Genomic DNA, 6,885 nt, shown 5'->3' with positions numbered 1-6,885 from the left:
CACTGCGGGGTGGAGCAGTCAGGTAGCTCGTCGGGCTCATTTCCTCAATGGGCTGCCTAGCCAGTAATGGCTAGGTGATTCCCGTCAAAGTCGGTGAAGCCTTCACTGGTAACACCGAGCCAAGTCCCCGCCAACGTTCGTTGGTGGGGGAAGGTGTAGAGACTAGACGGCGGGCACCCCGCCCATTTTAGATGGGCGGGGTGAAGGTATAGTCCAGACCACAAACTCGCTTCTCATTTTCTCGTCGGAGAATGAGCGGTGAGGCAGCGAAAGCTGTCGTGGTACGCATAACCCGAAGGTCGCACGTTCAAATCGTGCCCCCGCTACTTTCTTACGCTACAGGAGTTACGGTACTTAGCCGTAACTCCTGTTTATTTTTTGTACTCGCCATGCGACACTGGACTGAGCAAGACAAGAAGCTCCTTCAAACAATGTATCTTGAAGAGCGCTTACCCATTATGGCAATTGCTCAACGGTTAGATCGCTCGCCTGCCTCGATCAACACAGCGCTTGGAAACTTTGGTATTCCGCGTCAGCGTTCGATTCGAAAGGTCTTAATCCCCGTGGATATGACGGCAGCACTGGCGAGGATTCACGCTCATGTGTGCGGCGATGGCCATCTGATCGATACGCGGGAAAAGGATGACTACGGCTATCTTAAAGCTTATCGAACGGGGTACTATCGAAGACGATACGCGATTGGCTATACCAACAAAAACCCTAAGCTGATTGAGGAATTCATGCGGGACTGTTATGAGACATTTGGTCTTCGCCCTCGGTACGTCCCTCAGCGGTGGATGGTTGTCGTTAAATCCAAAGCGGTGTGGGAACTTATCCGGTCGCTAGGAGCAGGGAAGTCGAGGCAGTGGACGGTCAACTCTGTAATCCTCAAAGGTGCATGGGAAATTCAGGCGGCATGGTTACGTGCGTTCTTCGATGATGAAGCGCATTTTGACCCGCAGGGCAGGATTCGAGCTCGTTCAGTGAATCGTCCAGGGTTGGAACAGGTCGCGTTGATGCTCCGTCGCTTTGTTCCATGCCATCTCACGCCGAAAACTGGCCTCTATCCGGATGACTCTTGTTACCTCGTTGTGCTTGCTGCAGCACGGCCAAAATTCCTTGAGCAAATAGGCTCGCTCAAATATCACCCACCCGCAACATCCGTGAACACGAAGCACGCGCAACTTTAAGGTCGCAAGTTGCGACCTTAGACGTAAGATACCAAGGCTTTGAGGTGCCATTTTGGCATCTCAAACATGCGAGGTGGCCGACACTTGATGGAGCCGCCAGCCAAGCCGAAGCGGCTGATCGGCTTCCACCCGTAAATGTTTTCAGAACGACACGTCAGGGAGCCTTGACAGGCCTGTATGATGAGGCCTATTCTCAGGCTACCAACATGCACACTGAAGGTTACCTGACAACGAGCCAGGCACCGCGTCTCTATTGGCAGGGGTGGCGCTGCGGCCCTCAACAGGCAGCACCGTCGGCGGCTCAACCGCTGCTCATCATCCACGGGATCGGCGAGCATTCGGGTCGATATGAGCAGACGGCGAGACAGTTCGTCCAAGCCGGCTACGTTGTGTATGCGTATGATCTGCGAGGGCACGGCAAGTCGCCAGGGGTCCGCGGACACATTGATCAATTTGAGGACTATGTTTCCGATGCTGCGGCGTTTGTCCGTTTCGTCTCGGAGCATCATGCGATGATGCCACCCATCCTGCTGGGGCATAGCCTTGGAGGATTGATCGCCGCGCATTACGCCGCGCAACATGCGCAAGCGATTCGCGCGCTCATTCTGAGCTCGCCGTTCTGGGGTTTTGGGATGCGGGTGCCGCAGTGGAAGCATGGGTTGGCCTACGCCTTGTCGTCGGTATGGCCATCGCTGACGATGAAGCGGCCGCGGCATCACGGCATCGCGCTGTCCCATGATCCCCAGGTGATTGCCGCCTGGGAGCGCGATCCGCTGGTGCACCGCGTGGCGAGCGCTCGGTGTTATGTGGAGATTCGTCGGGCGGCGCAAGCGCTGCCTTCCGTGTTGCCTCGGCTGCGCGTCCCGACGCTGGCGCTGCAGGCGGGTGAGGATCTCATCGGATCCGCGGATGCGGTCACACAGTTCTTTCCGCTGATTGGCAGCGCGCAGAAGCAGCTCATCATCTACGACGGGTTCTATCATGAGGTGCTGAACGAAGTCGATCGGGCTCGAGTCATCCAGGATCTTCTCGCTTGGCTGCGCCCGCAGCCACGTTGACGGGCGTCGGGCGCTGCGCTACAATCACAGGCATTCGGGTATGCACGTTTTTCCGCACGATTCCCAACAGCGCTGCGCCGTCCTCCTCACCGTATTGCTGGTGAGCGTTGCCGGCAGCCGCCAGGCACGGGCCGAGCAACCCGCCGCGGATCCTTCGGCGGGGAAAGCGGCCTATGATCAGTTCTGCGCTCGCTGCCACGGGCCCAGTGGCCGCGGCGACGGGCTGGATGCCAAGCGCTTTTACCCGCGGCCTCGCGACTTTTCCCTCGGCGAGTTTAAGTTCCGCACGACCGTCATCGGCACCCCGCCGAGCGATGACGATCTGTTTCGGTCGATCACCAAGGGCCTGCCGGGCAGCAACATGCCGGACTGGCCGTTGCTGGATGAGCGCACGCGGTGGCAGATCGTCTATTATCTGAAGACGCTCTCCCCGATCTTCCAGCAGAGCCAGCCGCAAGCCATCAGCGTGGCGCGCGATCCCGGGCCGAAGCGCGCGAATCGCGCGAAGGGCAAGGCGCTCTACGCGAAGCTGGGGTGCGGGGCGTGCCACGGAACCGCGGGGCGGGCCAACGGGACCGCGGCGGCCGGCCTGACGGATGATTGGGGGATGAAGATCCGCCCGGCGAATTTGACGCACGGCTGGGCGTATCGAGGCGGCTCGGAACCTGAATCGATCATGTGGCGCTTCATGGCCGGCATCGAGGGCTCCGGCATGCCCTCCTATGCCGAGGCCGGCTTAACACCGGAAGACGCGTGGCATCTGGCGTACTATGTGCAATCATTGCAGGAGCCGCCGCGCTGGAACATGGTCGCACGCGCCACGCGCCTCGGCGGCGCGCTGCCGATAGCCGTCGATGATCCGGCGTGGGCGGCGGCCGAGCATACGGATGTGCAGACGCGGAATGTGGTCGCGCCGTCCGGGGAGTGGACCGATCCCCCGACCATTCTCAAGGTGGGGATCGACATGCTCGCGAATGATCACGACATCGCGTTTCGCCTGACGTGGGATGACCCGACGGAGGATCGGCAGCCGCCTCAGGATGCCATCGCCATCGTGTTCAAGCCGGAGGGATTGGAGGGCGATATCGTGACCTTGCAGGCGTGGCCCTACGACGGCGCCCCCACGCTTGATATGTGTTCGTGGTCAGCCGACACCGGTGCTCCGGCCGAGGAGCTCGCCGCAGATTTTGAAACGATCCGATCGCCCCGCTCCCCGCTGCGCGCGCTGGCCGGCGGAGCCGCGACGTATACCGATGGGCGCTGGCGCATGGTGATGCAACGGCCCCTGGCTCCGGCAGCGCCGGAGGGCGCAGCACAGTTCACCGCTGAACACTACACCTCGCTGGCCGTGGCCGTCTTCGATGGCGGCAATCCTGACGCGCGCGCGGTGTCATACTGGATCGATTTGGCCCTTCAGTCGACACAGCAACAGCACCATGAACCGTGAAACAACAATGGAGGATGTCCATGAAGCACACTCGATGGATTTCGCCGGTTTCGGTCGCGATGTTGATGGCGGTTGGCTGCGGCAGTGGCACGGCGACAGCGGCTGATGCGGCGGCGATCAAGGGCACCATCACGCTTCAGGGGACGGCGCCGAAGCCCGAGGTCGTTAAGATGAGCGCGGATCCGGCCTGCCAGCAGCAGCATAGCAGCCCGGTCTACACCGAAGAGGTGGTGGTGGACGCGCAGAACCGCCTGAAAAACGTCTTCGTCTACGTCAAGGCCGGGGTATCGGGGCCCGTACCCCCCGCGCCGGCTGCGCCCGTCCAGCTGGATCAGCGCGGCTGCTGGTATCATCCGCGCGTCTTCGGGTTGCAGGTGAATCAGCCGCTGGAGATCATCAACAGCGACGCGACGCTGCACAATGTCAACGCGAAGCCAGCGCAGAATACGCCGTTTAACATCGCGCAGCCAGTGAAGGACATGAAGTCGACGAAGAAATTCGCCAAACCGGAAATCGGCGTGTCATTCAAGTGCAATGTCCATCCGTGGATGCGCGCCTACGCTGGCGTCGTGGAGCACCCCTTCTTCAGCGTCAGCGACGCGCAGGGCGCGTTTGCGATTTCGGGGCTTCCGGCCGGCCAGTACACGCTGGAAGCGTGGCATGAGAAGTACGGGACGCAAACCCAGACGGTCACCATCGGCGATGGAGAAACGAAAACCGTTGACTTCGGCTTTCGCGCGCCATAGGACAGGATGACGCCTGCGGTGCGCGTCTGGCTGCCGGATGCGGTGACGACGACCGCCCCGGCGATTGATCAGCTCTTCTACGTCGTCCTGTGGCTGACCGGCATCGTCTTTGTGCTCGTCCAGGCCACCTTAGTGGCGTTCCTGATCCGCTACCGGCGGCGGCCGGGAAAACCCGCCTATTACACCCACGGCAATTTGCTCATCGAAGCGGTGTGGACCGCGATTCCTGCTGCCATCATGGTGTGGCTCGCCATGCATAGCCAGCGGGTGTGGGCGCAGGTGCGGGGCGCCCCTCCGCCGCCGGATCTGCAGGTCGAAGTGACCGGCGAGCAATTCGCGTGGAATGTCCGTTATCCCGGAGCGGATGAGCAATTCAACACGGCGGATGACGTCCTGACGATCAATCAGCTGCATATTCCCCTGGGCCGCACGGTGCTCTTTCACCTGAAGTCGAAAGATGTCATCCACAGCTTTTTTGTGCCGCAGTTCCGCATGAAGCAGGACGCGGTGCCCGGGATCACGACCCGCATGTGGGTGTCGGCGACCAGGCCGGGCCAGTATGAGATTGTCTGCGCGGAGTTATGCGGGCTGGGGCATTACCGGATGCGGGGATTCCTCACGATTGAGCCTCTCGAGGCGTTTCAGACATGGCTGAAAACAGCGGCCAATGAGTGACATGACTCCATCACCCAATCACCCAATCACTCAATCACCAAGTTTTGTTCGGAAGTATATTTTTTCGACCGATCACAAGACGATCGGGATTCAGTTTCTCTTTACCAGCCTCTTTATGCTGCTCTTCGGCGGGCTGCTGGCACTACTCATCCGCTGGCAGCTCGGCTGGCCGGGCCGCCCGCTGGCGTTTATGGAGACGATCGCGCCGGAGGGTTTTCCGGGCGGGATCATGGTGCCGGAGTATTACAACATGCTCTTTACGATGCACGGTTCGGTGATGATTTTCTTCGCCATCATCCCGCTGCTCGTCGGCGTCTTCGGCAACTACCTCATTCCCCTCAAGATCGGGGCCAGGGACATGGCGTTTCCGAAGCTGAACATGATCTCCTTTTGGATGGTGCCATTCGCGATCGCGATTGTCTGCGCCGGCTTCTTTCTGAAGGGGGGGGCTGCGGCTTCCGGGTGGACGGCCTATGCGCCGCTGTCCGCAACACTCGGACCGGGGCAGCTCTGCTGGATTGTGGGGGTGATCGTGTTAGGGACGTCCTCGATTCTCGGGGCCGTGAACTATGTGGCGACGGTCATCAACCTGCGCGCGAGCGGCATGCACTTCTTCCGGCTGCCGCTGTCCATCTGGGCGCTGTTCATCACGGCGATCATGGTGCTGCTGGCGACCCCGGTGCTGGCCGCCGCCTTGATCCTGCTGCTGCTCGACATCACGCTGCACACCAGCTTCTTTCTGCCGGCCGGGCTGGTGATCGATGGGGTGCTGCAGCCGAATGCCGGCGGCCAGGCGCTGCTGTGGCAGCATCTGTTCTGGTTCTACTCGCATCCGGCGGTCTACATCATGATCCTGCCGGCGATGGGGATCGTCTCGGAGATCCTGCCGGTGTTCGCGCGCAAGCCGCTGTTCGGGTATCACTCGATGATCTACGCGATTATGGGCATCGCCATCCTCGGCTTTCTGGTGTGGGCCCACCACATGTTCACCAGCGGCATGAACCCGACGTTGGGCACGAGCTTCATGCTCTCGACGATGGTGATTGCGGTGCCCTCGGCGATTAAAACCTTCAACTGGCTCGGCACCCTCTGGCGCGGATCCATCCGCTTGGCGACGCCGATGTGCCATGCGGTCGCGTTTGTGTCCATGTTCGTGATCGGAGGGCTCACGGGCATTTTCGCGGCGGCCAGCCCCGTGGATCTGTACCTTCACGATACGTATTTCATCGTCGGGCATCTCCACTATGTGCTCTTCGGCGGCAGCCTCTTCGGCATCTTCGCCGGTATCACGTTCTGGTTTCCCAAGATGTTCGGCCGCCGGCTCAACGAACGGCTCGGCCTCATCCATTTCGCATTGACGTTCATCTTCTTTAACGCCGTGATGTTTCCCATGTTCATCCTGGGTGTCGCCGGCATGCCGCGGCGCATCTACGATTACACATCGTACGCGCATTTGAGCCATGCCGGCGGCCTCAACCGGATGATGAGCGTTGCCGCCTTTTGTCTGGGGCTGGCCCAGTTGATCTTTATCGCCAACTTTTTCTGGAGCCTCTTCCGCGGCAAGCGCGCCGGCGATAATCCCTGGCAGGCGACGACGTTAGAGTGGGCGACCTCCTCGCCGCCGCCGCACGGCAACTTTGCGGCGATCCCGACGGTCTACCACGGCCCGTACGAATACAGCGTGCCCGGCCGCACAGACGACTGGCTGCCCCAACACGTCAAAACCTAAAGGCGAGATCAGAGCGATATCAGATATCGAATTCGATATC

6 protein-coding genes are annotated in these 6,885 nt (G+C 60.6%); all 6 read left to right on the top strand.

The window, feature by feature from the left end:
* Positions 1-431: 431 nt before the first annotated feature.
* The 6 genes from HY737_07820 to HY737_07795 all read left to right on the top strand — a co-directional run bounded on the left by HY737_07820 (position 432) and on the right by HY737_07795 (position 6,845).
* Positions 432-1,190, top strand: coding sequence for a hypothetical protein (locus HY737_07820; protein ID MBI4598287.1), 759 nt, complete (start codon positions 432-434; stop codon positions 1,188-1,190).
* A 206-nt stretch (positions 1,191-1,396) separates the two neighbouring features.
* Positions 1,397-2,248, top strand: a complete 852-nt coding sequence (locus HY737_07815; protein ID MBI4598286.1) for a lysophospholipase — start codon at positions 1,397-1,399, stop codon at positions 2,246-2,248.
* Between the two features lie 40 nt (positions 2,249-2,288).
* Positions 2,289-3,695 (top strand): c-type cytochrome, encoded by a 1,407-nt coding sequence (locus HY737_07810; GenBank protein MBI4598285.1) that lies wholly within the window; start codon positions 2,289-2,291, stop codon positions 3,693-3,695.
* Between the two features lie 20 nt (positions 3,696-3,715).
* Positions 3,716-4,441, top strand: a complete 726-nt coding sequence (locus HY737_07805) for a carboxypeptidase regulatory-like domain-containing protein (protein ID MBI4598284.1) — start codon at positions 3,716-3,718, stop codon at positions 4,439-4,441.
* Positions 4,442-4,447: 6 nt separating this feature from the next.
* Positions 4,448-5,116 carry a cytochrome c oxidase subunit II gene (gene coxB / locus HY737_07800; protein MBI4598283.1) on the top strand — a complete coding sequence of 223 codons (669 nt, stop codon included), beginning with the start codon at positions 4,448-4,450 and terminating at the stop codon, positions 5,114-5,116.
* 1 nt (position 5,117) lies between these two features.
* Positions 5,118-6,845, top strand: coding sequence for a cbb3-type cytochrome c oxidase subunit I (locus HY737_07795; protein ID MBI4598282.1), 1,728 nt, complete (start codon positions 5,118-5,120; stop codon positions 6,843-6,845).
* The last annotated feature ends 40 nt before the right edge of the window (positions 6,846-6,885 follow it).

This window comes from Candidatus Omnitrophota bacterium (assembly GCA_016209275.1).
Taxonomy (GTDB): Bacteria; Omnitrophota; Gorgyraeia; order Aquiviventales; family Aquiviventaceae; genus JACQWM01.
This window is presented reverse-complemented; position numbering and strand designations above follow the sequence as displayed.

Bases quoted from the DNA above. Each gene is read 5' to 3' on its own strand.
- HY737_07820 (MBI4598287.1), top strand. From the start codon at position 432: ATGTATCTTGAAGAGCGCTTACCCATTATGGCAATTGCTCAACGGTTA.
- HY737_07815 (MBI4598286.1), top strand. From the start codon at position 1,397: ATGCACACTGAAGGTTACCTGACAACGAGCCAGGCACCGCGTCTCTAT.
- HY737_07810 (MBI4598285.1), top strand. From the start codon at position 2,289: ATGCACGTTTTTCCGCACGATTCCCAACAGCGCTGCGCCGTCCTCCTC.
- HY737_07805 (MBI4598284.1), top strand. From the start codon at position 3,716: ATGAAGCACACTCGATGGATTTCGCCGGTTTCGGTCGCGATGTTGATG.
- coxB (MBI4598283.1), top strand. From the start codon at position 4,448: ATGACGCCTGCGGTGCGCGTCTGGCTGCCGGATGCGGTGACGACGACC.
- HY737_07795 (MBI4598282.1), top strand. From the start codon at position 5,118: ATGACTCCATCACCCAATCACCCAATCACTCAATCACCAAGTTTTGTT.